Here is a 25602-nt window from a genome sequence, read left to right on the forward strand (position 1 = left end):
AACCGGATGGGCAACACCCTTATTTTGATAATTCAGTATAGTATTTATAAAAGTATGGGATGGTCTCGATGCCCTTGAGATAGTTCCAAACCCCAAAATGCTCGTTTGGCGAATGGATGGCATCACTGTCCAACCCAAAACCCATTAGGATGGTCTTACTTTGAAGAACCTGCTCAAAAAGTGCTACAATGGGGATGCTTCCTCCAGTACGTTCAGGAATCGGGGTTTTTCCAAAGGTGGTTTCATACGCCTTGGCAGCAGCTTTGTAACCCAGACTATCCGTTTTGGTCACGTAGGCCAAACCGCCATGGTGCGGAGTAACTTTTACCTTCACACTTTCGGGAGCAATGGATTCGAAATGCTTGGTGAAGAGTTCGGTAATTTCCTCTGGATCTTGGTCTGGAACCAAACGCATGGATATTTTTGCGTAGGCTTTGCTGGCAATTACGGTTTTGGCCCCTTCGCCGGTATATCCTCCCCAAATTCCGTTGACATCCAAAGTGGGACGGATGGAATAACGCTCTGAGGTTGAATACCCCTTTTCCCCATAAACGTCACCAATGTCCAATGCTTTTTTGTATGCATCAAGGCTAAAGGGGGCTTTGGCCATTTCAGCCCTTTCTTCCGCAGAGACCTCTTCTACCTTATCATAAAAGCCTGGAATGGTGATATGGTTGTTCTCATCGTGCAAGGAGGCAATCATTTTGCTCAAAATATTGATTGGATTGGGTACGGCACCACCATATATTCCAGAATGTAGGTCCCGGTTGGGTCCTGTCACTTCTACCTCTACATAACTTAATCCTCGTAGTCCAGTGGTTATGGATGGAACATCATTTGCCATCATGCCGGTGTCTGAAATCAGAATGATATCGTTGGACAATTTGTCTTTGTGATCTTCCAGAAAATCGGCCAAACTATTGCTACCTACCTCTTCCTCTCCCTCGATCATAAATTTAACGTTGCAAGGTAGCTGATTGTGCTTGATCATAAACTCCACAGCCTTCACATGCATAAACATCTGGCCCTTGTCATCACATGCTCCTCGGGCAAAAATTGCCCCTTCGGGATGTAGTTCGGTATTTTTGATAACAGGCTCAAAAGGAGGGGATTCCCAAAGTTCCATAGGATCCGGGGGTTGTACGTCGTAATGCCCATACACCAAAATGGTTGGAAGCTTAGGGTCGATTATCTTATCACCATAAACCACGGGATATCCCTTGGTTTCACAAATTTCAGTGTTCTCACAGCCGGCATCGACAAGGGCTTTTTCCACCACTCTTGCCGTTTCCAAAACATCTTGCGAAAAGGCCGTATCGGCACTGATTGATGGTATTTTTAGAAGTTCGACCAACTCGGAAATAAATCGGTCTTTGTGGGTATTAATGTAGTCTTTTATTTGTTCCATGAAATTGTTTAAAAGGACACTAAAAGTACAAAAAACAAGTTTTTAAAAGGAGGGTATCAACGAATCGGAAAATTGATTTATATTTGCACACCTTTTTGCGGGTGTGGTAGAATTGGTAGACCCGTCCGAACGGAGTTCATCCGGGCGGGCACGCTAGAAAGTCTAGCGATAGGCGTACCTTGAAATCATAATTTTGCAAAAGACATTTTGAAATAACTGCGGGTGTGGTGGAATTGGTAGACCCGTCCGAACGGAGTTCATCCGGGCGGGCACGCTAGAAAGTCTAGCGATCGGGTTACCTTGAAATCATAATTTTGCAAATGACATTTTGAAATAACTGCGGGTGTGGTGGAATTGGTAGACACGCTAGACTTAGGATCTAGTGCCGCGAGGCGTGGGGGTTCGACTCCCTTCACCCGCACATAATGTAAGGCCGTTGGTTTAAAAAAAGCTAGCGGTTTTTTTGTTTTTAAAGAGTTTGTGGGAGGGGAAGTTTATCCCGAGCGAAGTCGAGGGGACTCCCTTCACCCGCACTGAAAAAGACAAAGCTTCTCATTATGAGAAGCTTTTTTTGTTTCTAGTGGATTGGTCAGATTTATCATCGATGGTCTTGGACCGTATATAAGCCATATTATCAGATCCAAACTACCGGAGAACGCATTGAAAATATAGCGTTCTACGTTTGTTCCACCCGCATAGTGGATGGGACAAATTTTGCTTTGCTGGATTCACAAACAGAACAAGCATAGGAATCAGGCAGGTTTTCGAAAGAAGTTCCAGAATCAATGCCATTTTTTTCGTCCCCTACGGTCTCATCATAAATGGTCAAACAAAAGGAGCATTGGTAAACGGTTAATTCCTCAATCTCAGCCTTTGTTGAATCTTGGGCGGTTTCCCGAGAATTGCCCAACTGCTCGAAGTATTTTTTGCTGAGTTCCATCAAAAGCCCCGGAAGTTCCATCTTGTCAACATCTTGGGCATAGGAAACATATGTCAAAGTGTTGGGGTCAAAAGCTTTAAAATGCAATACATTATAAGTTGGACGTACTTTGAAGTTTTTTACGATTACGGGCGATTGGTTTTTTTCAATAATAATGGAAGCAAAGTGCGATCGCTTACCCACGTCGTTGCTTATACCAAAGGTGAGGCCATAGGTGCTGATATCGTTTTCGTCAAAATTACGCACCAAGAACTTTTTCAATTCAAAAGCCTCCAGATCATCCACGGGTAAATGCCAGTTCATTTCCAACTGGGAATGGCGAACATTGATTCCCCGTTGGCCAATGAAGCGCTCGAGTTCCGGCCTATGTTTTTGTTTTATTCCCTTTACAATAAAGGATTTCCATGGGGTAATGCAAATTTTGCCAATACTGTTATCCAAACAAAATCCACAGAAATCCTTTAAAAATTTTAAATCATATCTATTGTTTCGCCAGTACAGCCCTAGCCAATATTGGTCGAGCCCCATACGATTCATGCCTTCATAGTAAGGGAAGGTGAGGTAGGGAGTCTCCAATTTTTTTTGAACGGTTTTGTTGTTTGTCTCCAGGGTGTCGTTCAACAAATCAAAAAGTGAGGCGACATCTTGAGCTTGGGTATATATCTTTTCAATGATCTTGGAAATGGTCACGATATCCCAGCTGTAAATCAATACCGGATAAAAATCAACATTAGTCCAACCGGGGATATTAAGATGCAAATACCAATAATCTTCTTGGTCGGAAGCGATAAAATTGAGGTTTCCGCTAAACAGGGGTACCAAACGTTGTTTGGGATCGGTAATGTTGATTTTAAGTTTGGGCAAATAATCAAAGGCCTCCAAAATGTAGAGATATGTGGAACCCTTGAGCCAATAGGTCATATCAAAAATATCCGCCGAGACATAGGAGGAAATGATGTTTTGGTAGCTTCGGTTACCAATGACATCCGTATTGTATTTGGATACGCTTTCAATAGTGATCCCATCCTTGGAGTTCAGAGGAAACAAGAGATCCTGGCGTGAACCAAAATACACTTCGTTTAGTCCAGCAGCCTCCAACATTGTGATACTATCCTTTAACTCTCCTGGAGAGGTAACGCCTCCCTTGATCAATATGCGGTGCAAATCATCGTTCATAGGCTCATGTTACAGTTTGTAATTCAACCTCCATTAATGCCTTTACTTCGGGCTTGCAACTACCGCAACCGAGACCTGCACCGGTTTCGGCGCAGAGTTTTGTGAATTCTGTGCAGCCATTGCGAATCGCCTCTTGAATATTGCCTTCACCCACTTGACTGCACGAGCAGACCAACTTTCCCTTTAAGGGGTTGGAGTTTGGTGCCCCTCTCAAAAGCTCGTCCCGTTTTTCGGACAGCTCAATTTCTTCTTCAATCAATCTCTTGAACTCTGCAAATTCATTTTTATCTCCCATTAGGATGGCGCCTTTAAGCGTGTCGTCTTTGACGATACATTTCTTGTAGAAACGTTTGCGCACATCCATTAAGATAATTTCCTCATAGGTGTCATCGTTGCTAGGGGTATTCACCATGCCAATGCTGCATAGATCAAGGTTTTCGAACTTTAGGATGTTCATCAGTACCGATCCCGTATAGATGCTTCCCAAATCACCCAAAATGTAGTTGGCAGCAATATCCGCTTGTTGTTCGGCCGCGGAGGTAATCCCAAAAAGGGAGTTCTCAAATTCAGCAATTTCACCCAAAGCAAAAATATCGGGATGACTTGTTTTTAGATAAGAATCCACCAATACGCCTCTACGGGTTTCCAAATTGGCCTGTTTTGCCAGTTCTATATTGGGTCTCGTCCCAATGGCGTAGACTATTGCATTGCAATTAATGGTACGACCGGTTTTTAGATTTACCAGAAGCGCATGTTTGCCCGAGGTATCTTCAAAAACAGTACTGACCTCATTGTCAAAATATAGATTTATACCACGTTCGTTAACGTCTTCAGCCAATAGTCGACTTGCAACAGGGTCCAATTGGCGTTCCATGAGCCTTGGTGCACGTTGAATTATACTGATATTTATATCAATTTTTTTTAGGGATGCTGCCAGTTCCAATCCCAGAAGTCCACCTCCAACAATGACCACATGCTGCTCCGTGGCGGGCAATCCGGTTTCCTTCAAATAGCGTTTGAGTTTATCCGCATCGTTGCGTTCTCGCATGGTGAACCTGCCGGGTAAATCCATCCGTACTTCACTAGGCACAAAGGCCCTGCTACCGGTGGCCATCACCAGTAGATCATATTTATGACTATTTCCCTGTTCATCCGATACCAACTTTTCTTCCGTATCGATTTCGGATATGCCGTTGCTGGGATAAAGTTGGACGCGAAGCTTGTCCAGCTCACCTTGTTTTAGTTTTTGTAGCGCGTCCCATTCCAATTCCTCATTGACATATTCAGGTAATAGCACCCGATTGTAAAAAGGATACGCTTCTTTGGAGAAAACATGTACTTCATCTGTGGTATTCTTTTCCCGATATGACTGTATGAACCTATAGGCTGCTGCGCCAGCACCAATTACCACAATCTTTTGCTTTCGTTTTTCATACTTCTCCACCCTTACAGCACAATACTTGAAATCAGGTTCCTTTGAAATGGGATCGACGATGTCATTGGTAAGATTATTGGCCCTGCTGAAATCACTGTTGAGGATTTTGCCCCAGTGCATGGGCAGAAAGACCACTTTTTCCCGAATGTCGAAATTGATTTTAACCTTGAACCGAACACTTCCACGGCGACTTTTAACAATGGCAATGTCATCCTCTTTTAGCCCTAACAGATAGGCATCAACCTTATTCATTTCGAGATAAGGTGTTGGAATATGGGTAAGCAGGCGTTTTACTTTCCCTGTTTTGGTTCTTGTGTGCCATTGATCGCGGACCCTACCAGTATTCAATATCAGTGGATATTCGATGTTGGTTTGTTCCGATTGGTTGTAAAGATTTTTTGGGGCATTGAAATGGGCCTTTTGGTTTGCCGTGTAGTATTGATGATTATCGAACAACCTTGGTGTGCCCTTATGGGTTTCATGAGGTACCGGCCATTGAAAACTACCTTGTTTTTTAAGTCTTTCATAGGAAAGTCCAGAGATATCAATATTGGTTCCCTTTGTCATTAGGCAATATTCATCATAGACCTCACTTGCATTGTTGTAATCAAAACCGGGGTAGCCCATTTCCTGGCCAAAACGCCATAAAATTTCGGCATCAGGAAGCGCTTCCCCAGGAGGATCTAAGACTTTGGGCAGATAACTGATACGGCGTTCCGAATTGGTCATGGTGCCCTCCTTTTCCAGCCATCCAGCAGCCGGCAATAGCAAATCTGCATATTTTGTGGTCTCCGAATTATGGGAAATGTCCTGTACCACAACGAAGTTGGCTTTTTTGAGCGCTTCTTCCACTTTGTGGGCATTGGGCATGCTTACCACCGGGTTTGTACAGATTACCCAAATGGCCTTTAAAGAGCCCTTTTCGAGCGCATCGAACATTTCGGTGGCGGTAAGACCAGGTTCTTTTTTGATGGGCTTTCCACCCCAAAATTCTTGCACTTCCTTCCGGTGTCCTTCGTTGCCTAAATCACGGTGAGCTGCCAGTAGACTGGCCATGCCACCGACCTCACGACCACCCATGGCATTGGGCTGTCCGGTTAGGGAAAAAGGGCCAGATCCAGGTTTTCCAATATGTCCGGTCAATAAAGAAAGATTGAGTAAAGACACATTTTTATCCACTCCTATGACGCTCTGATTAAGCCCCATGGTCCACATCGTGATAAAACCTTTGGCGTTTGCTATGAGTTTAGCTGCCTTTTTGATATCATCAACGGAAATGTCACATTTTTTGGCAGCTTCGTTCAAACTCAGCTCAAATGCCTTTTGTTTGCAGGCCTCAAAATTCGAAGTGAATTTTCTGATAAAGGCTGTGTTGATTTTCTTTTTTTCAATCAGCCAGCGGGCCATCGCATTAAAAAGGATGACATCGGTGCCCGGAAGTATTTGTAAATGGAGGTCTGCCAGCGCACAGGTCTGTGTTTTTCTTGGATCTACAACAATGATTTTTACGTTGGGGTTCTCCTCTTTGTGTTTTTCCAACCTCCTGAACAATATAGGATGGCACCATGCAGGATTTGCACCGGCAATCAAAAAACAGTCTGCAAGCTCTATGTCCTCATAAGCAATAGGGACCGCATCTTCACCAACGGTTTTTTTGTAACCCACTACCGCTGAGCTCATACAGAGGCGTGAATTGGTATCTATGTTGTTGGTCCCAATAAAACCCTTGGTCAATTTGTTGGCCAAATAATATTCCTCCGTGAGACACTGTCCTGATACATAAAATCCCACGCTATCAGGGCCATGTTTATCAATGATACTTTGAAATACCGCGGCCGCTCTTCTGAAAGCAGTGTCCCATGTGACCTCTTGTAGCGGGTGGTTTCTGCTCCAGCGCATTTGAGGATGCAGGATTCGGTCACTGATATCTTGGGCCACATAGTTGAGGTTTTTTCCTTTTGAACAAAGCATACCTTTGTTTACCGGATAGGCCTCGTTGCCCTCGACCGAGAGTGTTCCCTTTGCGTCTTTGGTCACTGTAATTCCGCAACCCACCCCGCAATAGGAACATATAGTGTTATGGGTCTCTTTACCTTGCATTGAAAACCAAAAATCTTGTGTTGCTTTTGATGATGGAAAATTAGGTATTTACGTATAAATACGTAGTGATAAAACGGCAAAAGTGGGGCCTATTAATCTTGAAATCAATAATAATTGAAGAGGAAAACTGAGGAATCGGAATCTAAGTCAAGTTGTATTTTGCGGCCTTTTTGGATAGGTCTATTAAGTTCTTGACCTCCATCTTTTTCATGAGGTTGAACCGATGGGTCTCAATGGTACGTTTACTGTTCTGCAGTTTCTCAGAAATCTCCTTATTGGTAAATCCCTGCAAGACCAACTGCAGCACTTGTAACTCCCTGTTAGTAAGATCAAAGGGAGTCTCTTTATTTTTTTTAGGTTGACTTTTTTCTGAAGAATTGGGATGGAGTAAATTATTGACAAGGACGTTTGAAATATCCCCACTAAAGTATTTGCCACCTTCATGCACGGTATGTATGGCCTTAATAAATTCAGTTTTATCCGTATCCTTTAACAAGTAACCTGCCGCTCCAGCTTGCACTGATTTTAGAATATACTCCTCGGAATCGTGCATGGATAAAATGATGCATTTGGTTTTTGTTCCACCAGACACATTTAACTGTTCCACTGCCTCTATGCCTCCCATTTGCGGCATACGGATATCTATGATAAGAATGTCAGGGGTGTGGCTTTTTACCATTTCGAGGGCTTCGAATCCGTTTGATACTTCTCCTATCACTTCTAGATTGGATTCTTCTTCCAATAAAGCTCTTATCCCATCGCGGACCAATAAGTGGTCATCAGCCAAAACAATACTTATGGTCTTTTGAAGTACGGTATCCCCCATGGCACAAAAATAAGCGATTTCCTGATATGGAAACACCATCAAAAATCCTTGGTCTAAAACAAGCGAAGGGCTGCCCCAATGATATTGAGACAACCCCGTCGAAGCAAAGTGCGTGTACTTCCTTTATTTTTCCTTTTTCTCCGTAGAAAAGAATTTCGGCTTGATGATCAACATGGCCCATGCCCAGTTTTGTGTGTCGGCAGCATCGGCTTCGGCCACTCCTTTTAACTCGTACATACCGTCCGCAGGGAATAAATGGGAATACCCGATTTTAAGGGCATAACCTTTAAATTTTTGAGTGTACACCAAGTCGATTTCCGTGCCAAGGGAGGTTTCCCCGCTGGGAAGATCTTGATCTCCTGAAAAATTAAGAACCTTGGCCAATAGACTTGATTTTTCACCTAGCTTAAAGTTGGCGCTGGCATGGATATCAAAGAGTCCGACGGAATTGACGTGGTTGCCTACATAAAAATAGTCCATGAATCCGTTGAACTTATGATTGGTTCCAAAAGTGGGCAAAAAGGCTTCTGTTTCACCTGCCGTGGAGGTATCGTCGCCGCTAATAAGTTCAACACCCAGTCCCAAGCCAACGGAGCTGCTGGCCTTATAGCTAAGATCAAGACCTAAAAGATATGCACCACTAATATCTAGTCCGGTGAAGAATTTTCCACCTTGCACAAATGCGTTTGCAGCAGCGCCAAAATTTCCTTTATTATAGTTGAGGTGCGTTCCCAATGTAAAGGTGCTGTTTACACCATCAGCAACGTCTGCATCATCAAAATTCTGGAAACCGGTGTTGACAGCTAAGAAACTTCCAGAGAAATGTTCCCATTGTTGCCTTAGATAAACGTATTGCATGGTCTTGTATTGGAAAGGATTGTTGGCGGGATAGGCAGTGCCCTGATTTTGGAAACCGAACAATGGGCCGCCATTTCCGTCCAAGTCTTGATTGAAGGCCAAACCTAGATCAAATATGAAATTTTCACCATTGTAGCTCAATTTGGCCAAATCGTGATTACGTCCTTGTTGTGCCCAATCCAAACCTCCGAAGAAACGTTGGTCATCATAGGAAATGACTTGTCGACCCAATTTTGTGGACCAATTACTCCCTAATTTCAAAGAAGCCCAAGCTTCAAAAATGGAAAATGAATCGTTGGAATCTATCGGTATGATCTGTGCGTTCTCACCCCACACAGATACATCCTGCAGACTTATAAAAACCTTAAAAGTTTCAGTGGCATAACCTGCGTTCAACCTGGAGCGGGTGTTTATAGCGAAACTAGCGTCCGCTGCATCTGGAATCAACGTCTGGAATCCGTTTCTATATTCTGCCCTTGGCCTGAATTGTCCATCCAGAGTAAATTGTGGCATAGCAGATTGAACCAATAGGGTAACTAGGATAAATGTAATGTAACCTCTTTTCATAGTTTTAAGTTTTATCGGGTTATTCGATTTAGTGTTCTAAAAAATCAATTAAATGTTTGCGGTATTTGTAGTAATCATCATGTTCCAATACCGCTTTTCGAGTTCTGGGACGTTCAAAATCTATGTTGAGTACGTCACCAATCTTGGCTCTTGGGCCACTGGTCATCATTACCACACGATCAGCCAGGAAAATGGCCTCATCCACATCATGTGTGATCATAACTGCGGTAATTTTCTCCTTATTCCAGATTTCGATGAGAATATCTTGGAGCTCGCCCCTTGTCAGTGAATCCAACATGCCAAAAGGTTCATCCAACAACAACACTTTGGGTTTTATCGCAAAGGCCCTTGCTATACCGACACGCTGCTGCATTCCCTGAGAAAGTTCGTTGGCCTTTTTGTGAAAAGCTCCATCAAGTCCAACTTTATACAGGTAGTATTTGGCTATATCCCTACGCTGCGCTTTGGTCGCATGGGGAAAAACGCGATTGACACCCAGAAGCACATTCTGCAATGCCGTCATCCATGGCATTAGGCTTGGAGCTTGAAAAATTACTCCTCTATCGGGACCTGGTCCTTTTATAGGATTTCCCAAAACAGCAATGTTGCCACCTGAAATGGGGTTAAGCCCTGCTATCATGGACAGCATTGTGGTCTTTCCACATCCGGAATGACCGATGATGGTTACAAATTCTTCTTGCAGAATCTGAAGATTGAGATGCTCCAATACCACATAATCTCCTTTTGGGGTGGGATACACTTTTTTCAAGTCCTTCAGGTCCAGCATAACTTTGTCCGAAGGAAATGAAATGCCGTTTTCATGTGATTCTTTTGCCTTGATTTCTTCCAGTACCATATTCGTTGTTTTTATGCCACAAAGCTTTTGGGAGCCAGTTCGGGCAATTCATAAATTTCTTTTGATGTCGCTTTTCGTTCTTCCCCTATCCCCATCAAATATTCAATAATGGCGTTACGCGTTTTTTTGTATACCGGATTGTCGTTCAATTCGGTTTTGTCCCGAGGGCGGTCAATATCAATTTTGAATTCAGGTCCAAGAGTCGCTTTCGGTCCTGGTCGCAAGGGAATTATACGGTCCGCCATATAAATGCCTTCATCCACATCGTTGGTGATGAGCAAAGCGGTACGTCTGTCCTTACTCCAAATTTTTAGGATTTCATCTTGAAGGTTGCCACGGGTTAACGCATCCAAGGCTCCTAGTGGTTCATCCATAATGATCATCTCGGGGTTCATGGCCAAGGCTCGGGCTACCGCCACACGTTGCCGCATACCTCCGGACAACTCCTTGGGTCTTTTGTTGATGGCCGGCGATAGGTTTACCATTTCAACATATTGTACCACCCGCTTCTTGATGAATTTCTTTTTCTGGTTGGGAAACGCTTCTTTTACTGCCATGGCTACGTTTTGCCCCACACTCAACCAAGGCAATAAGGAGTAGTTTTGAAAAATCACACCGCGATCATGGCTGGTGTCCATCACAGGTGCTCCTTTAAAAAGGACTTCTCCACTTGTGGGTTTCAAAAGCCCATTGATGAGATTCACCAAAGTAGTCTTTCCACTTCCTGTAAAACCTACGATAGCCACAAACTCTCCTTCTTCAATGGTAAGGTTGATGCCGGTCAACACCTCCGTGGCATTTTTACCTTCACCGTAGGTTTTGTTTACATTTTTTAATTCTAAATAGGCCATAACTTCAAATGTTAAGCATTTGCATTTTTGTTGAAAGACACCATATTCTGGATGGCCAGCATGATTCGATCAAGCAGGAAACCAATGATGCCGATAATGAACATTGCCACGATGATCTTGGAGTTGGAATCATTGGCGCCATTCTGGAATTCCTCCCAAACAAATGAGCCCAAACCTGGACTTTGTGCCAACAGCTCAATAGCGATCAACACCATCCACGCCACAGAGAGGGTAATGCGTAGTCCTGTAAAGATCAAGGGCAATGAGGAAGGTAAAATCACCTTAAAAATCTTCTGTAAGGGCCCTAGTTTTAACACTTTGGCCACATTGATGTAATCCTTGTCCACCGATGAAACCCCCATGGCGGTATTCACCAAAGTGGCCCACATGGCACAAAGTCCAACACTTATAAAGGAAATGATAAAGGCGCTATCGGAATTAGAATCCTTTGTCATGGTCTTCACGATCATAAATACCAAGAGTAACCATACCACAGGTGATACCGGTTTGAAAACCTGAATCAGCCAATTGAAGGAATTACGCAATGTCTCGCTTAAGCCTATGACTATGCCTATCGGAACCGCAATAAAGAATGCCAAGACAAATCCGGCAAAAACGGTTTTCAAGCTTGTAAAGATTTGATCTACGAAGGAAGGTCTACCTGTGTAGGTAATAGGCTCCTTTCCTTCTGCTATACGCTTTTCATTTAAAGCCGCTGTTTTTTCCTTGAAGGCTAATTTATCGGCACTGATAACTTTGTGATCTGCAATTAGCGTATTAAAGGACTCCCAAACCTGTGCTGGTGAGGGTAGGGTATTGGGTTGACAGCTAATATCACCGGAGGCGATGCACGCAGCCATGGCGTCTGCCGCTTCCTGTCCCTGATCCGTCAACGCTTTTTGAATCTTGAAATTGGCCTCCACATTGAAAAGGGCCTTAGCACCCATATGCCATAACCCTACAAAAAGTAGAATGGAGGCAAGCGGTACAATTGCTTTCTTCAAAATCGTTTTAAAATCAAATTTTGGTGTTTTGATCTTGAATTTGGATAGCATCGCCTTTGCAGCGCTGGCCAATTTCAGTTCCTGGGTTTTGCTTACGGTCACACTTTGCTTCATAGTTGTAAATTTTACCGTGTTTTATAGCGAAGAATCGTCTTTGTTTCCAATCTCAAAGCTGTTGATATAGCCGATAGGGTCCTTTGCATCATAGGTGTTGCCATCAATGAAATCAGCTGTGGCAGGCTTGTATCCATCCGTTACGGGAATGTCAGAGGCCGGAATATGGCCTTCTGTAACCAAGAGTTCGGCCGCTTGTTTCCAAATGTCAGGTCTGTAGATATCCTTGATGGTTTCCTCATACCAAGCTGCTGGTTTTGCTTCTGGAATCTGGCCCCACCTTCGCATTTGTGTCAAAAACCAAATACCATCGGAATAGAACGGATAGGTGGCATTGTACTTATAGAATACATTGAAATCGGGCATGGAGCGCTTGTCTCCCTTTTCAAATTCAAAGGTTCCTGTCATGGAATTGGCCAAAACCACTTCATCGGCGCCAACGTATTGAGGCATAGAGAGAATCTTTACAGCTTCGGCACGATTTTCTGGAACATCCAGCCATTTTCCGGCACGAATCAGGGCTTTGGTCACGGCGATAGCGGTATTCGGGTTCTCTTCCACAAATTTCTTTGTCATTACAAATACTTTCTCTGGATTGTTTTTCCAGATGTCGTAGTTGGTAGTTACCGGAACTCCGATACCTTTAAAAACTGCTTGTTGGTTCCATGGCTCGCCTACGCAGTAACCATAAATAGTACCAGCCTCCAAAGTGGCGGGCATTTGTGGCGGAGGGGTCACCGATAGTAAAACTTCCGCATCAATTTGCCCTTGCACATTATCCGCGGTGTACATACCGGGGTGAATACCAGCAGCTGCCAACCAATAACGGATTTCGTAATTGTGCGTGGAAACTGGGAATACCATACCCATTTTAAAAGGCTTTCCACTGTTTTTATATGCTGAAATCACAGGTTTTAAAGCATCTGCCTTGATAGGATGCTTCGGTTTCCCATCAGCGTCTTTGGGAACGTTGGGTTTCATTTTGGACCACACATCGTTGGAAACCGTTATGCCATTTCCATTTAGATCCATGGAAAATGGAGTTACTAATTCTGCTTGCCTCCCAAATCCAGCTCCAGCTGCGATAGGCTGCCCCGATAGCATATGTGACCCGTCCAATTGACCATCGATGACGCGATCCAGTACGTTTTTCCAATTTGACTGTGCCTCTACCGAAACAAACAGTCCTTCTTCCTCAAAGAATCCTTTTTCTTTGGCAATAGCCAATGGGGCCATATCCGTCAATTTTATAAATCCAAAAGTCAACTGGGGCTTCTCTATTTCCAGTGTGCCGGCCGGGATATCGGCTTGGGCTGTTTCCTTTGATTTCTTCTCGGATTTTCCTCCGCAGGCCATAACGGCAAGCAAGAAAAGTGTGCTAAGCGCTTTTACTGTGATTGACTTCATAATACGTGTGTTTTAAATTGAGTTACATAATTATTGAAGCAAACTTACTGCAATATTTACGTATTAATACGTAGTTAATGTAAAAATATTACGTAGAAACTGCATTTTTACGTGGATGTAAATTCCTAGATTCCAAAAATTAGAAGTTGTCAAAAAAAAGGACCCGTAATTATTGAATTTGAAATTTTAGAATCTGTACAGATGGATTGGATTCTTGGGTAAGTGTATAAGTATTCCTTAATATATACTTTAGATTGCGGAGTTCAGTACGCGCTGAATATCATCTTCAAAAAAGGAAGGATGTTCTGAGACCACATTTCCTACCACTATGATACCTGGTTGCGAAATATCTACGGATTCAAAAAGGGTTTCAGTATTATTTAAGGTGCCAACAATACAGTTTTCGTGCTTTAATGTTCCATTTTGAATCAGTGCTATTGGAGTTAAACCTCCTCTGTATTTCCTTATTTCATGAGCAATAGCGATGAATTTTCGAACCCCCATAAGAATGACCATGGTTGCGGAAGATTTTGCAGCCAAAATGAGGTCTTCGGAAAAAGAGTCGTCTCTTTTTGTGGCCGTCATCACCCAAAAACTACTGGCAATCCCCCTCTGGGTTAATGGGATGCCTTGATTTCCTGGAACGGCAATCGCACTTGAAACTCCTGGAATAACTGTAACGGGAATACCAAAAGACTCCACATGGGCGATTTCTTCAGAAGCTCTGCCAAAAACAAAGGGATCTCCTCCCTTTAAACGAACTACATGGCCATGGTTAAGGGCATAATCAACAAGTAGGCCATTGATTTCTTCTTGTTTTGCATAATGTTTTCCACAACGTTTACCTACGTATATCTTCGGAATCCCTGCGGGAGCTTCATCCAACAGGTCCATATCAATAAGGGCATCATATAAAACAGCGTCGGCGGTTTGTAGTGCTCGCAAACCTTTTATGGTTATTAGGTCCTTGGCTCCGGGACCTGCGCCGACTAAAGAAACTTCGGGAGTTTTTGTGTATTGCATCATTGTAATTTAGGATAGTGCTCTTTTATCAATTCGACAACAAGAATACGTAATTATTCTCATATAATTAATGATAAACTACGTAAATATACGTAATATTGTACTTCAGTTTTAATTGAAGCATACAATTATGAAAACGGTAGTGGTTATTGGAAACGGAATGGTGGGATACAAATTCTGCGAGAAGTTTGTGGCTCATGGGGATTACAAGAATTTTAAGCTCATTGTTTTTGGAGAAGAACCGAGAGTGGCCTACGATCGCGTCCATCTTAGTGAGTTTTTTGAAAATGGAGATGCTAAACAATTGACCTTGGCGCCTAGATCGTGGTACGATGAACATAACATAGAGCTCCATACAAATGAACGTGTAGTTGATATTCACAGGGATAACAAAACTGTGACTACTTTGAGTGATAAGGTCATTGCTTATGACTATCTGGTGTTGGCCACAGGATCTGTACCTTTTGTGCCACCCATTAAGGGAGTTGATAAGAAAGGGGTTTTTGTATACCGAACTATTGAGGATCTTGAACAGACCATGCACTACGCTGCTGGGATTAAAGGAAGCAAAGCTGCTGTCCTGGGAGGAGGTCTTTTAGGGCTTGAGGCAGCAAAAGCCGTTAAAGATATGGGTCTTGAACCCCACGTGGTTGAATTTGCCCCACGATTGATGCCCAGACAATTGGATGATGACGGGAGCAAAGCCTTGGAATCCAAAATGAACGAAATGGGCATCAAAGTACATTTGAACAAGGCTACCCAGCAAATTTTGGGAAATGGCAGTATCCAGGGAATGGAATTCTCTGAAGGAGATTCTTTGAATGTGGATATGCTCATTATTTCGGCGGGAATTAGACCCCGGGATGAGCTGGCCAAAACTTGCGATCTTGAAACCGGCATTCGAGGCGGAATAGTGGTGGATCAGACCATGCGTACTTCAGATCCCGATATTTTTGCCATAGGTGAAGTGGCCCTATACAATGAAATGATTTACGGGTTGGTGGCCCCAGGTTATGAAATGGCGCAAGTGGCCCTGGACCAAATTGTGGGAGCAGAGACCTTAATGGCGGAACACATTGATATGTCGACCAAATTGAAACTCATCGGAGTTGATGTGGCCAGTTTTGGAAATCCCTTTACAACAGAGGAAGAAGCACATACCATTGTATTTGAAAACAAACTTCTGGGACTTTACAAACGAATCAACGTTTCCAGGGATGGAAAAAAACTGTTGGGAGGTATTTTGGTAGGAGATGCAGCGGATTACAATATGCTTCTCCAGCTTCAACAAAATGAAATGCCCTTACCTGAAAATCCAGAAGATTTGATTTTAGGAGCTCGGGGAGGTGAAGGAGCTGCGATCGGGAACGTTATGGATTTACCCGATGAGGCAGTGGTTTGCTCCTGCGAATCTGTTACCAAGGGGGCAGTTTGTTGCGCGGTAACCGAGGACGGACATGAAAGTGTCAAAAGTGTGGCTAAGGCCACGAAGGCCACTACCGGCTGTGGAGGTTGCAAGCCCATGGTGGCGGATTTGGTAACTGAAAGTTTGAAAGCACTGGGTAAGACCGTAAAAGTTCGTATTTGCGAGCACTTTGATTATTCCCGACAAGAGCTCTATGATATCGTAAAGCTTCGAAACATTCAAGATTATGATGAACTGCTCGATACGGTGGGTCATGGAGATGGCTGTGAAGTTTGTAAACCGGCAGTGGCCGCCATTTTTGCAAGTGTTTATAATGAGACGGCCAATCGACAAGAAACCATTCAAGATTCCAATGATCGTTACCTGGCCAATATCCAACGCAACGGAACATATTCGGTGGTGCCTAGGGTGGCCGGTGGGGAAATCACCCCAAAACAGCTCATAGCCCTAGGGCGCATCGGAATGAAATATGACCTGTACACCAAAATCACTGGTGGACAACGTATAGACATGTTTGGGGCCCAATTACATGAACTTCCATTGATTTGGGAGGAATTGATCAAGGAAGGTTTTGAAAGTGGACATGCCTATGGGAAAGCGCTACGAACCGTAAAAAGCTGTGTCGGCTCTACTTGGTGCCGATATGGAATGGATGAGAGCGTGAGTTTTGCCATTGAAATTGAAAACCGCTATAAAGGCATCCGCTCGCCCCATAAGATGAAAGGGGGGGTCTCAGGATGCATTCGGGAATGCGCAGAGGCTAGATGTAAGGATTTTGGATTTATCGCGGTTGAAGGTGGATGGAATGTTTATGTCTGCGGTAATGGTGGTGCGAATCCAAAACACGCCGAATTATTGGCGGAAAAAGTGGACAAGGAAACTGCTGTTAAATATGTAGACCGCTTCTTGATGTTCTATATCAAAACTGCTACTCCATTGACGCGAACTGCAGCCTGGTTGGAAAAACTCGAAGGTGGAATTACCTATTTGAAAAACGTGGTTATCAATGATGCTCTGGGCATCGCAGAGGAGTTGGATATGGAAATGCAACATTATGCCGATACCTATAAATGTGAATGGAAAGAGGCGGTGGAAACCCCAGAAATCCGAGCACGATATACCCACTTTGTAAATTCTGAAGAAGAGGATAGTAATATTGAGTTTGTGCCCATGCGCGGACAAAAAATGCCCAAAGCCTGGACCTAATCATTGAAGAGTCTACCTTTTCAGACAACCGCAAAATTTTTGAATTATGATATCAGAATTGAACATATACGAAGCAACCAAACTTGAAGAGGTAACCGTTTGGTTCAAAGCAGCCGAAACATCCAAATTCCCGAAGAATGGCGGAGCTTGCATAAAATATAAGGACAAGCAGATTGCGGTATTCAATTTTACCCGAAAAGGGGAATGGTATGCCTGTCAAAACCTATGTCCCCATAAAATGGAAATGGTCCTATCAAGAGGAATGGTGGGCGTAGAAGGAGAACACCCTAAAGTAGCCTGCCCGTTGCACAAGAAAACCTTTTCATTGAAAACAGGAGAGAATCTCAACGGAGACTTAGATGCTATTGCCACTTATCCCATCAAGATTGAGGAGAACTTTGTGTATATTGGTTTTTCCGAATGACATATAAAGGGATATATGGGAAATACAGAGAAATTGGATGAAGCTTTTCGTCTTTTTGATGAGGCCAACAGCCATGACCCCAATACTGAAATGGCGGAGGGACAAACCTACCCCAAGGAAGTGCTGTATGCGCTTAGAATGACAGAGACCCTTAATGCCTTTGCGCCAGATGCCTCAGAAGCACTAAAGCTTGCAGCGCGATGCCAGCACATTTGCCGATGGGGAATTCCTAGGGATAATTACGAAATGAACCGTACAGGATATTTAAAATGGCGCCAAGAACTAAAAAAGTTCCATGTATCCAAGGCAAAAGCAATCTTGGAAGAGGTTGGCTATGATGAGGAAACCATAGGACAAGTTGAATTTTTACTTCTGAAGAAACAGCTAAAAAGAAATGAGGAGACCCAAACTCTTGAAGATGCGGTGTGTTTGGTATTTCTCAAACATTATTTTGAGCCTTTTGCCCATAAACATGAAGAGGCAAAACTTGTGGACATTCTACAAAAAACTTGGCGGAAAATGTCTGAAAAAGGCCAGCAGGCGGCCCTGCAATTATCATTTTCAAAAACAGCACATGCGTTGGTAACCAAAGCGATTTCGGGCTAATTGCCAAAATCAGATTAACACTGATGGACATGGAAAACCACAAGCAACAACAAGCGCTGGACACAGCTACTTTTTTAAGGGTTAGAAAGTGGTACTTGTTGGCTTTGGCGACCATAGCCTTGACGATTATCGTTGCGCAAATTCTGATTCAGCAACACCTGAATTCACAATTAAACGATTCACGAGTTATCAATGTAGCTGGTAGGCAAAGGGCATTTAGTCAAAAACTGGTCAAGGAGGTGCTGCTGTTAAAGAATGCAAGTGGCAACGAGGTCGCGTACCAAAGCATCCGAAATGACCTGGAACATACACTTTTTGTTTGGAAAACTTCTCATGATGGGCTCCAAAACGGAAACGATAGTATTGGCCTTCCAAAGGAAGAAAATAAAATAATCCTGGATCTGTTTAAGGATTTGAATCCCCACCATGAAACCATGGTCGAAGCGGCAGAAAATATACTTGGGGATAGTGGGGGCCTAAGCCTTGTTCCTCCTTCCTATGATGGGCAGTTGCAAGTACTTTTGAATAATGAGCAGGCCTTTTTGACCAAAATGGACGCCATAGTAAATGAGTATGATGCCCAGAGCAAGGAAAAATTACAAAAGCTCAAATTAAAGGAGTATGGACTGCTTGCAATTTCATTGTTGATCTTATTTCTAGAAGTGGTTCTTATCTTTCGACCACTTTCCATTCAGATAAGGGAAACCATTTCCAAATTGATTCAGAGCCAAATAAAATCGGACAATACAGCTTCCGAAGTAAAACGTCTTTTCGAGGAAAAAGAACGCTCTTTACAACAATTGCAAGAACTTAATTTTGTAATCGACAATGCGGCACTTTTCGCCAGTACCAGAAAGGATGGAACTGTAGTCTTCATCAGCAAAAAGTTTTTGGGGCTGTTGGAACGTACCGAAACCCAAGTGAATCTTCCACTAGCCGAAATCCTAACCGAGGATGAAGGACAACAACAGTATCTACGGGAAATTTTGACCAGTAAACGTAAAAGCATCCGCACCGAGGAGATTGAAATCAAAACCAAAAAAGGCAAATATTTATGGTTGGACATGTCCATTATACCCATGCACCAGTCCAGCTTGGAACAAAGTGTGCTGATATTGTGCTCTGATATTACAGAACGCAAGAAGAACCAATTAAAAATTGAGGAGCTCACCAAACAGAACTATGAGGAGCGAATGCAACAAAAGCAATTGCAGGCCAGTCAAATAGTGGAGGGGCAGGAAGAGGAACGGAAGCGAATAGCAAAGGATATACATGATGGAATTGGGCAAATGTTGACCGCGTTAAAGTTCAATATTGAGTCCATTAATTTGAATCAGAAGGAAAAGAGCAAAGAGAAAATTGCCTATTTGAAAACACTTGCTTCTGATTTAATCAAGGGTGTCCGAACGGCCACCTTCAACCTTACCCCACCGGAATTAGAGGATCATGGAATCTTCCCAGCGCTTCAAAAAATGACAGTAGAATTGAGCAAGCTCACGGGCAAAAATATTTTGTATGAGAACAAAACAGAGAAGAACATCCGCTTCGATTCCCTGGCCGAAACAAATATCTATCGCGTGACCCAGGAGGCGGTCAATAATGCCATAAAATACGCTGAGGCAAATTATATTCTCGTGACCATCAATCATGCTGATGGACTTTTAAGTGTGGTAATTGATGATGATGGTAAAGGGTTTGATCCTTCGGTTTTGGATAAGGTTGCCAAAAAGAATAGCGAGGGAGGTATGGGTGTCTTTTTTATGAAGGAACGCATAAATTATATTAATGGACGCTTGTTTATTAATTCGATTCCAGGAGAGGGTACTAGGGTCACCATCAATTATAAAGTTGATAAAGCTGTTTTGAACAAATCAAACTAAAAGAGCATGAAAATAAGGATCAAAGGTAATTCGGTTCGGTTTAGGTTGACCAAGACTGAAGTGGAAACATTCTGTAAGGAGGGGTTTTACGAAGAGACCACGAATTTTGCAAGTAATGTCCTGACCTATGCCCTTAAAGGCAAATCCGGAATCTCTGAATTGGAGGCAGATTTTGTAAATAACGGCATTACCATTTATATGCCACAAGAGGAATTATTGACATGGGCTACTAACAATAGGGTAGGGTACAGCAATTCCATAGATTGGAATGACACTTCTGCCCTCTCTATTTTGGTTGAAAAGGACTTTACTTGTCTGGATAACACTATCGAGGACCAATCAGATAACTACCCGAACCCTAGGTTGCAATAAATATGTGCCTAAAAGAGGTGTTTGATGAAATTAAGGTCTAAAAAAACAGGATCTTGCATTGACACTCACCATTGACCACCATCTCTAATTCCCAGATTTCACGCTTTTATCGGTTCTTCCATTACTGTACAAGCCCTGAACCCCTACTATTTTGCCATCCTCTTCAAGCATCTTAATCCTGAAATAGGGTATTTCATCAATTCGGAACATGCTCGTGGTCATTGGTATAAGTTCATATTGGGTATTACCTTCCCTTTGGTAATAGAGCTTTCCATTGTCAAAACGTATCTTTCGAGGGCCATAATCTCCAGCATAGGATTTAAGTATGGATTTGTCGACCGTAACTGAAGTGTTTTCAGCCTTGTATCCGTCAAGGGCCCATTGTAAATGAAAGTCAGTGTTGTTTCCAGCACGTTCGACAAGAGTCTCCAAGGCCGTAATCTTGGCCACGTTTAGGGCATCGTTTGCTGATACCTCAATATGAGGTTTAACTCCTACACCTTCCCAGTTGGTATTGGTGATTGGATTGATTGCCCGACCGGTTGGGGTCCAAACCGTGAACCGATCTGTAGCGATTTGGGTTCCCCCGGGATGCGCACCTCCACCGGTAACTTCACCTATTAGAGTTGCACGTTCCAAGTTTCTGAGATTATAGCTAAACTCCTCGGCTGCCGAAAAGGTACTGGAACTTGTCAGTATATATACATCCACGTTTGGACTTCGTTTGCCTGGGACGTAGGGCAGGGTCCATGTTTGCGAATGGGAATCCTCCGGTCTATTGTAAAAGCTGTTTAAATGAACGGGATGTTCATCATAAAGATAGCTTGTAATAAGTTGTATCATGGAAGGGCTTCCGCCGCCATTTACCCGAAGGTCAATGATTAAGGCGTCGACATTGCTCAAAAAATTCATGGCGGCCTGGGCCGCTGCTCCAGACTCCGCATCCACGTTGGAAAATCCTGATAGATTGAGATATCCAATATTTCCGTCTAGAATGCGAACTTCCTTAAAGCCATAATTGCGGGCCCTATTTCTCTTTAATCTGTTTTCCACGAAGGCAATACTATCTTCGGCAGAAAGCGAAGCGTTTCTTCTTTGAGAGATTCCTTCAGGATCAAAACGCACGCGTAGGTGAAGATCTTTGCTGACAGATTGAAGGTCATCGGTAAGGATCTGGGCAAACTCATCCGGGTCATCGACATTTTTGTAGCCCCCCTGTTTGAGCTTATCGTACAAATGTGCATTCATTTTTGAAGCAACTTCTGGGAAAACATAACTGGACCCGAGAATCGTTGTTATGGAGTCGATAACTTCCTTTTGTTCATTTGCGGAGACTTTCTTTACAGTGGTTTGGGCAAGGGATTGGTAGAAAATTCCGAGTGCAAGGACAATGAATGGAATTGAGATTTTTTTCATGACTGTTTCGTTTTTTGATGTTTAATATCTGTGCAATTGATGATGATTTTATTCAGGAGATTTTTCAAGATTTCTATCTCTTTCATGCTTAACCCTTCTAGGGCAGTATTCCTATTTTGCATTATAATCGGCATAACCTCTTCCAGGGCGTTCATTCCAGATGGCGTCAGTTCCAAACCATACCTACGCCTATCTTCAGAATGGGAGGATCTTAACAAAAACCCTTTTGAGACCAACAACTCGATCATGCGTGTAATAGAAGCTTCATCCTTAAAAATGGTCTCAGCTATTTCACGTTGACTAATATTGGGATTGTCATATATGGTCTTTAGGGTCAACCATTGGTCAATGGTTATGTCCTTATTGACTTCTTTCAGATTGCGCTGGGCAAACTGGCGATAGGATTTAATGGATTTTTCCAGTATATAAAAAAGCACATGCTCTAATCTGGATGTTGTAGCGGTATGTATCATTGATACAAATATAATTGATATATCAAGTAATTTTAAATTTTTATATAATCTTAACTTTTTTTATTTGCCAACCTCAAGTGAGGTTAAATTGTTGAAATTCCCTATTTTGTAGTGGAACCAACTAGATTGTTTAGCCCATGTATACAAGACGCATATTTCCCGTAAAGGGAGTTATAAGATGGACACGAAGGCATATTTTTCTTTTTCTGCTATTGGCAACTATCCCTGTTTTTTTGTTTGATATTCTTCGATGGAAATGGTTGCATATACCATGGCTTCCACTCGGAGTTCTGGGTACTGCTGTTGCATTTATTGTCAGTTTTAAGAACAACGCTTCTTACGACCGGCTTTGGGAAGCCCGAAAAATATGGGGAGGTATAGTGAATGCCTCAAGGTCATGGACCATTATGGTCAAGGATTTTATCACCAATGCGCACGCCAAAAGTTCCAAGGATGATGAAGAACTTGAGAAAATCAAGAAGGAATTGGTCCATCGTCATGTAGCTTGGTTAACAGCACTTCGGTATCAATTACGAAAGGACAAACCCTGGGAGATGCACCTTAAGAATTCAAAATCGAACAGTGAATTCAGGGCTACCCAATACACCGTTTGTGAAGACACCATACCCATTGAAGAAGCGATTTCCCCATATATCTCCCGACAGGAGATGGATGAGGTTTTTGCCAAGGGAAATCAAGCTTCACAATTGTTGGGCATTCAATCCAGAAGGTTGGGGGAATTAATGAACGATGGTCTCATTGAAGATTTCCGACATATGGAAATGATGTCAATGCTCACCGAGTTCTACACCTTACAGGGAAAAAGTGAGCGCATCAAAAACTTTCCATATCCCCGCCAGTTTGCAACGCTGAACTATGTTTTTGTTTGGATATTTATCTTATTGATCCCCTTCGGGATTATGGAAGGATTTGAGGTTATTGGAAACAAAGTTGTCGATTATTTGGAAGTCAATCCTGCTTATTTTGAGTTTACCCAAAACCTACAGCTTTTTATCGGGAGACACTTTGTGTGGTTTTCAATTCCTTTCAGTGCGCTTGTCGCATGGGTTTTTCATACCATGGAGGCCATTGGTGAGAATACTGAAAATCCCTTTGAAGGTGGGCCCAACGATGTACCCATAACGGATTTGAGCAGGGGAATAGAAATTGATATCCGTCAATTGATTGATGATGACAATATCCCGGCACCTTACGAATGGAAGAATGATATTGTGATGTAATTTCTTAAAAAGGGAGGTTTCCCAAATCCACATTGCCGCCGGAAAGGATTACCCCTACTTTCTTTCCTTTAAACTGCTGCTTGTCTTTTATCAAAGCAGCCAAGGCAACGGCACTTGAGGGTTCGCACACAATTTTTAAGCGCTCCCAAAGTAATCGCATGGCTGCTACAATTTCCGCTTCGGATACCCGGACGATGTGGTCCACATATTTTTGGATAATGGGGAAGTTTCTATCACCCAACTGGGTTTTAAGGCCATCCGCTATGGTGTTTGTGGTAGCGTTGGTCTCAATAACACCACTTTTTAGCGAGCGGTAAGCGTCATCAACTTCTAAAGGTTCTCCTCCAACGGTTATGCAATGTTCACTAAAGAAGTTCGCGGCCAAGGCCGTTCCCGCTATCAATCCACCACCACCCACGGGAGTGAATACAGCATCTAAATCTGGATGAAGCTCCACTAATTCCTTGCAGGCAGTTCCCTGTCCCAAAATAACCTCATCATCATTTGAAGGATGTATAAATGTAGCACCTTCCCGCTGTTCGATTTCCGCTGTGGTATGCTCTCTTGCTTCCAAGGTCGAATCACATTCCGTAATAATGCCACCGTATCCTTTGACGGCATCTTTTTTAACCTGTGGGGCACTATTCGGCATTACAATAAAAGCCTTGACTCCCAAACTATTGGCAGCCAATGAAAGTGCTTGCGCAAAATTCCCAGAAGAATGAGTGACCACACCACTTTTTCGTTGCGCTTCGGAAAGTTGCATGATTGCATTGGTCGCACCTCTCATTTTAAAAGCCCCCATTCTTTGAAAGTTCTCACATTTAAAAAAAACTTGGGCGTCAACGAGCTCATCGACGAGTCTTGATGTAAGTACGGGAGTATTATGAATGAACGGTTTTATGCGCTCATGGCACGCGATAAGCTGTTTTTTGTCCATCGAGTTTATTATGCGTTGTTAGTGCTAAAACAATGCATAAATATAAGGAGGATGGGAAGATTCTGTTTTAATCCATCCTAAATAAACCCCATATGATCATAAGATTATTTGGATACGATATTTTCCTGTTCCTCCCAGTCATTTGAAACACCCTCCATTCCCAATTCAGGAATGACCAATAAAGGGATTTGGGTATGGAATGCGGTTCGTTTTACCACAGGCTCGCGGGTCATTTTTTCCAAATAACTATGCTGATAGTTCAACAGTGCCAATAAATGGATGTCGAGCTCCTGGGAGAATATTTCCAAGGTTTGGGAAACAGAATGAAGTTCAGAAACCGTGTGCACATAGTGTTCTGTCCCATCCAAGTAGCGTCTGAGCATATTTAAGTTGAATTGCTGCAGCTCAGATAGGGCCTTGATACCATATTGAACATGGACAATGCGTATGGTAGCCTGAAACATATGGGCCAATTCCAAAAGTGGATTGAGCTCAGATGAGGTATAGAATCTGTTAAAATCGGTCGCAAAGGCAATCTCTGTAGGTTTAACGAATCTGAAATGTTGTGGAATAGCCAAAACGGGGCATTTTTTGGTGCTTTTGATGATTCTAACCGTGTTGCTGCCCATAAAAACCTCTTCGATTCCCGAGGCTCCTTTGGTTCCGGTGACAATAAGTTGAATACCTTCCGAATCCACAATATCAGTCACTTCATCTGTTAATAGGTTAAAAGATGAAATGGTTTTGAACTTATGGTTGCTGTTACGGTATTTGCGTTTTACGCGATCAACTGTTTTTTTCAATCCCTCCTCGGAGGAATTCCTTACGGCATCGACCACTCGGACTCCATCAATCATCTTGGCCATAAAACGACTACTAGGGATAACTGGGGTATAGGTGTTGAGCAAATAGAAGGTACAACTCCTTTTTCGGAACAGCTGCATAGCGTAGTCAATGGCGTTCCAAGCGTTCTCTGAAAAATCGGTAGGGATTAAAATTTTCTGCATTCCATCAAAAATAAAGATGGAATAAAATTAGGTCGATGCACTGGGG

20 protein-coding genes and 1 tRNA gene are annotated in these 25602 nt (G+C 42.9%); 7 read left to right on the top strand and 14 right to left on the bottom strand.

Going from position 1 to position 25602, the window contains the following annotated elements; all coding sequences use genetic code 11:
* Window positions 1-19: 19 nt before the first annotated feature.
* Window positions 20-1408 (bottom strand): dipeptidase, encoded by a 1389-nt coding sequence (locus ACULLH_RS04675; RefSeq protein ID WP_454087564.1) that lies wholly within the window; start codon window positions 1406-1408, stop codon window positions 20-22.
* A gap of 339 nt (window positions 1409-1747) precedes the next feature.
* Here ACULLH_RS04675 and ACULLH_RS04680 point away from each other — a divergent pair.
* Window positions 1748-1829: transfer RNA gene (locus ACULLH_RS04680), tRNA-Leu, on the top strand.
* A gap of 255 nt (window positions 1830-2084) precedes the next feature.
* Here ACULLH_RS04680 and ACULLH_RS04685 read toward each other — a convergent pair.
* From ACULLH_RS04685 to cobA, 9 genes are all read right to left on the bottom strand, one after another.
* The gene (locus tag ACULLH_RS04685) at window positions 2085-3524 is read right to left on the bottom strand and encodes a rubredoxin (RefSeq protein ID WP_454087565.1); all 1440 of its coding nucleotides are present in this window, start codon (window positions 3522-3524) and stop codon (window positions 2085-2087) included.
* 4 nt (window positions 3525-3528) lie between these two features.
* Complete coding sequence (locus ACULLH_RS04690) at window positions 3529-7059, bottom strand: molybdopterin-dependent oxidoreductase (protein WP_454087566.1); 3531 nt, start codon at window positions 7057-7059, stop codon at window positions 3529-3531.
* Between the two features lie 142 nt (window positions 7060-7201).
* On the bottom strand, window positions 7202-7885 hold the full coding sequence (locus tag ACULLH_RS04695; protein WP_454087955.1) for a response regulator transcription factor: 684 nt from the start codon (window positions 7883-7885) through the stop codon (window positions 7202-7204).
* Window positions 7886-8008: 123 nt separating this feature from the next.
* Entirely contained in the window at window positions 8009-9310 is a 1302-nt protein-coding gene (locus tag ACULLH_RS04700; protein ID WP_454087567.1) for an alginate export family protein, read from the bottom strand.
* Window positions 9311-9338: 28 nt separating this feature from the next.
* Window positions 9339-10166: an ABC transporter ATP-binding protein gene (locus tag ACULLH_RS04705; protein WP_454087568.1), complete on the bottom strand. Its 828-nt coding sequence runs from the start codon at window positions 10164-10166 to the stop codon at window positions 9339-9341.
* A gap of 11 nt (window positions 10167-10177) precedes the next feature.
* Window positions 10178-11017, bottom strand: coding sequence for an ABC transporter ATP-binding protein (locus ACULLH_RS04710; protein ID WP_454087569.1), 840 nt, complete (start codon window positions 11015-11017; stop codon window positions 10178-10180).
* 11 nt (window positions 11018-11028) lie between these two features.
* Window positions 11029-12135, bottom strand: a complete 1107-nt coding sequence (locus ACULLH_RS04715) for an ABC transporter permease (RefSeq protein ID WP_454087570.1) — start codon at window positions 12133-12135, stop codon at window positions 11029-11031.
* 21 nt (window positions 12136-12156) lie between these two features.
* Window positions 12157-13542, bottom strand: a complete 1386-nt coding sequence (locus ACULLH_RS04720; protein ID WP_454087571.1) for a CmpA/NrtA family ABC transporter substrate-binding protein — start codon at window positions 13540-13542, stop codon at window positions 12157-12159.
* A gap of 249 nt (window positions 13543-13791) precedes the next feature.
* Window positions 13792-14568 (bottom strand): uroporphyrinogen-III C-methyltransferase, encoded by a 777-nt coding sequence (gene cobA / locus ACULLH_RS04725; protein WP_454087572.1) that lies wholly within the window; start codon window positions 14566-14568, stop codon window positions 13792-13794.
* A 127-nt stretch (window positions 14569-14695) separates the two neighbouring features.
* Here cobA and nirB point away from each other — a divergent pair, with 127 nt between their 5' ends.
* The 5 genes from nirB to ACULLH_RS04750 are packed head-to-tail and all read left to right on the top strand — an operon-like array spanning window position 14696 to window position 20479.
* Entirely contained in the window at window positions 14696-17197 is a 2502-nt protein-coding gene (gene nirB, locus ACULLH_RS04730; RefSeq protein WP_454087573.1) for a nitrite reductase large subunit NirB, read from the top strand.
* Window positions 17198-17243: 46 nt separating this feature from the next.
* Window positions 17244-17621: a nitrite reductase small subunit NirD gene (gene nirD / locus ACULLH_RS04735; protein WP_454087574.1), complete on the top strand. Its 378-nt coding sequence runs from the start codon at window positions 17244-17246 to the stop codon at window positions 17619-17621.
* Window positions 17622-17636: 15 nt separating this feature from the next.
* Window positions 17637-18227 carry a DUF4202 domain-containing protein gene (locus ACULLH_RS04740; protein ID WP_454087575.1) on the top strand — a complete coding sequence of 197 codons (591 nt, stop codon included), beginning with the start codon at window positions 17637-17639 and terminating at the stop codon, window positions 18225-18227.
* Window positions 18228-18256: 29 nt separating this feature from the next.
* Complete coding sequence (locus ACULLH_RS04745) at window positions 18257-20107, top strand: type IV pili methyl-accepting chemotaxis transducer N-terminal domain-containing protein (RefSeq protein WP_454087576.1); 1851 nt, start codon at window positions 18257-18259, stop codon at window positions 20105-20107.
* A 6-nt stretch (window positions 20108-20113) separates the two neighbouring features.
* Window positions 20114-20479, top strand: a complete 366-nt coding sequence (locus ACULLH_RS04750) for a DUF7009 family protein (RefSeq protein WP_454087577.1) — start codon at window positions 20114-20116, stop codon at window positions 20477-20479.
* Window positions 20480-20563: 84 nt separating this feature from the next.
* Here ACULLH_RS04750 and ACULLH_RS04755 read toward each other — a convergent pair whose 3' ends face one another.
* The gene (locus ACULLH_RS04755; RefSeq protein WP_454087578.1) at window positions 20564-21895 is read right to left on the bottom strand and encodes a S41 family peptidase; all 1332 of its coding nucleotides are present in this window, start codon (window positions 21893-21895) and stop codon (window positions 20564-20566) included.
* Window positions 21892-22368: a MarR family winged helix-turn-helix transcriptional regulator gene (locus tag ACULLH_RS04760; protein ID WP_454087579.1), complete on the bottom strand. Its 477-nt coding sequence runs from the start codon at window positions 22366-22368 to the stop codon at window positions 21892-21894. The genes ACULLH_RS04755 and ACULLH_RS04760 overlap by 4 nt, the downstream gene beginning before the upstream one ends.
* A 137-nt stretch (window positions 22369-22505) precedes the next feature.
* Between ACULLH_RS04760 and ACULLH_RS04765 the strand changes: the two genes are divergently transcribed.
* Window positions 22506-23609 carry a bestrophin family protein gene (locus ACULLH_RS04765; protein WP_454087580.1) on the top strand — a complete coding sequence of 368 codons (1104 nt, stop codon included), beginning with the start codon at window positions 22506-22508 and terminating at the stop codon, window positions 23607-23609.
* 4 nt (window positions 23610-23613) lie between these two features.
* Here the strand turns inward: ACULLH_RS04765 and ACULLH_RS04770 are convergent, their stop codons facing one another.
* Window positions 23614-24549: a threonine ammonia-lyase gene (locus tag ACULLH_RS04770; RefSeq protein ID WP_454087581.1), complete on the bottom strand. Its 936-nt coding sequence runs from the start codon at window positions 24547-24549 to the stop codon at window positions 23614-23616.
* Between the two features lie 104 nt (window positions 24550-24653).
* On the bottom strand, window positions 24654-25556 hold the full coding sequence (locus ACULLH_RS04775) for a universal stress protein (RefSeq protein WP_454087582.1): 903 nt from the start codon (window positions 25554-25556) through the stop codon (window positions 24654-24656).
* Between the last annotated feature and the right edge of the window lie 46 nt (window positions 25557-25602).

Source organism: Flagellimonas sp. 2504JD4-2, from assembly GCF_053642935.1.